Here is a 2,340-nt window from a genome sequence, read left to right on the forward strand (position 1 = left end):
CTTTAAAATTTGGTTTTTTATCGCGTTGGTTACAATCAGATCTTTTGAATGTCATCGAGCAAGCAAAACAGCAACGTCAAAGTGACGCGGCATAAAAAGAAAACCTTGTCACGTAAGGACGGACAAGGCTTTCTCAAGCTCATCACCCTAAAGAGTGCACAATCCGTCCTATGACACAACGTTATAGGATTTAAAATGATGTGTTCTTTTAAGAATGCGCACGGTATCACACGTGCTGTGCCGGGGGTTGGCATGGGCGTTATGGACCCGTTGCCCTGCTCATGATGATAGGCTACCTAGCTTATCCCTTGCCAATGGACATGATGGGCGTCTTTTACTCTATTGTTATGCTGGCTGCTCTTTTAGAGAGATCATACAAGCGCTCATTAGAATTGGCTTGCTTGGAAAACAAGCTTATGATCAGACGCTTTCTTTATCCAAACAGTTTTGTGCTGATTTCAAACGAGCAACACACCGTAGAATAAACGATGACGGTTTATTGCACCGCTTTCAAATGCTGGTGTGTCTCGATGATACAAAAGATTGGTAATTGGTTGATAGAGCTCCCAATCAAGAGGGCTAGCAAAAATATGAAGGGGTGTTTGTTCTTTTCGTGATAAACGACTGGGTTCTCCCAAACATCCGCTGATCATGCGTTTTATACCAAAAGCACAAGAAAAATTTTATGAATGATTGGAGCATATTCATAGAGAGGCAAAAGGAGGTAGTCACTTCGAAAGCTTACAATCGCATCTTTTGAAAATGCCTAAGAGCATAGCAAGCCTTACCTTGACTTTCGAACTTCTTGACAGTGGTCGTTTTGAATTTGGACTCTATGCCATCACAACAGCGTTGCGTTGGTCAAACTATCTGTTAAGTCATGCCAAACGTCTTTATACCTCGGAGGATACATTAACAGCAGAGCATATAACATTAATTGTCGAGCGTTGTGATCATTTGCCCGATGTTTTTACAGCAAGGGATGTTTATAAACGTGATTGGATTTCTTTAAAAGACAATGAAGCTGTTAAGCAAGCTTTAGAGCTTTTATGCCGTTGTAACTATATTCGTGAAATCTCTGGAGACAATAGCTCCCAAGGCAGTCGACCTATCATACGTTATGAACAGCATCCTTTAGTGAAAAGTCATAAGACATCGCACTGAGGCAATTTGGAAATCTTATAAAATATTAAACAATATAACAGTGAACCTTCAAAGCACTCCCCATCATTAGTTTTGGGGGGCTTTGGGGGTGCTTCTTATATGTATTATTTTATTTTTGATTGAAAAAAATATATAAGGGGGGAAAAGGAACCCTCAAAACCTTCAAAACTAAGTACCATAATAGTTTTGATAGCATTTCTTATGATTATAATCCCTTTCTTTTGAAAGGCTTAAAAAAATCAGCACTTTCCATGGTGAGATAGTTATCATTATCATCTGCTTCATCCACTTCCCCTGCCACTTCAACAAAAGTTGTTTTGGAGGCAACAGATACTGTTTGCGGATCCAAACTCAAAATTGGAACGTTTTTAGGAAAACCTGTTCAATAACGCTGGGCAAGAGTAAGCGCGTTGTCAATATCATATTTTGTGATAGTATCTACAAAGCCTAGACGGTTTTTTCTTTGAAAACTCTCCTTATAAAACTTAAGTTTTTTGACATTGCCAGTTAAAATAAGTGCAATAAGGTGAAATTCTGCAAGGCAAAATTCACTGTTTGTTGGCAACGCCGCATAATCATAGATGATTTGGTTGGTGTTTTGGTTATCAGCCCATTTAAGAATATCCACACAGATTTGCTTTAGTTTGCCTTCTTCAACTTCAACACTAAAAACTGTATAAACTTCTTCTGCCTCTTTGAGAGCTATATATTGAGGATTCTCGGGAAAAACATCCCTATGAGCAGTGGAAAAGGCAAGTGTTGAAAGTGAAGCCTTGAATATAACGATCGGTGTTTTTCCTTTTCTATCAAGGCTGTACATTATATTAATGATACGGTCTTTGCTTATAAAATAGGCATTACGATTGTAGTTTTTATCACGATAAATTGCCCAGTTCATCATTTTTAATGTTTCAGAAACTGTATTAAGGAGAGCTAAAGATTGTACATCAATACGTGCATCCGCCGCCTCTCGCTCCTTTAAAACGCTCAGATGTCCTTCAGCAAATTGAACAGCGTGATTAACATATTTTTCCACATCATTGTCATCCAAATGTTCAGAAATCGTACCTGCTTTTACGGCATTTTGATAGGATTTCAAGACATCAATTTGACCTGTTAATGCTAAACAAGCCAAATGCCATGGGATATCGGGACAAGAGCTATATTTTTGAACAA

2 protein-coding genes and 2 pseudogenes are annotated in these 2,340 nt (G+C 38.4%); 3 read left to right on the top strand and 1 reads right to left on the bottom strand.

Annotated elements, in window-relative coordinates; genetic code table 11:
- The 3 genes and pseudogenes from ACFIKD_RS09200 to ACFIKD_RS09210 all read left to right on the top strand — a co-directional run.
- Positions 1-95, top strand: a pseudogene (locus tag ACFIKD_RS09200) (DNA-binding protein); the annotation flags it as partial.
- Between the two features lie 137 nt (positions 96-232).
- The gene (locus ACFIKD_RS09205) at positions 233-550 is read left to right on the top strand and encodes a hypothetical protein (protein WP_375647864.1); all 318 of its coding nucleotides are present in this window, start codon (positions 233-235) and stop codon (positions 548-550) included.
- 212 nt (positions 551-762) lie between these two features.
- A complete protein-coding gene (locus ACFIKD_RS09210; RefSeq protein ID WP_375647866.1) occupies positions 763-1,164 on the top strand; it encodes a hypothetical protein in 402 nt (133 codons plus the stop codon).
- Positions 1,165-1,369: 205 nt separating this feature from the next.
- Here the strand turns inward: ACFIKD_RS09210 and ACFIKD_RS09215 are convergent.
- Positions 1,370-2,340 (bottom strand): annotated as a pseudogene (locus ACFIKD_RS09215) (DUF6990 domain-containing protein); the annotation flags it as partial.

This window comes from Bartonella sp. CR84HXZ, from assembly GCF_042194535.1.
In the GTDB taxonomy this organism is placed as follows: domain Bacteria; phylum Pseudomonadota; class Alphaproteobacteria; order Rhizobiales; family Rhizobiaceae; genus Bartonella; species Bartonella grahamii.

Excerpts from the sequence above, each read along its gene's own strand:
- ACFIKD_RS09210 (WP_375647866.1), top strand. The coding sequence starts at position 763 with ATGCCTAAGAGCATAGCAAGCCTTACCTTGACTTTCGAACTTCTTGAC.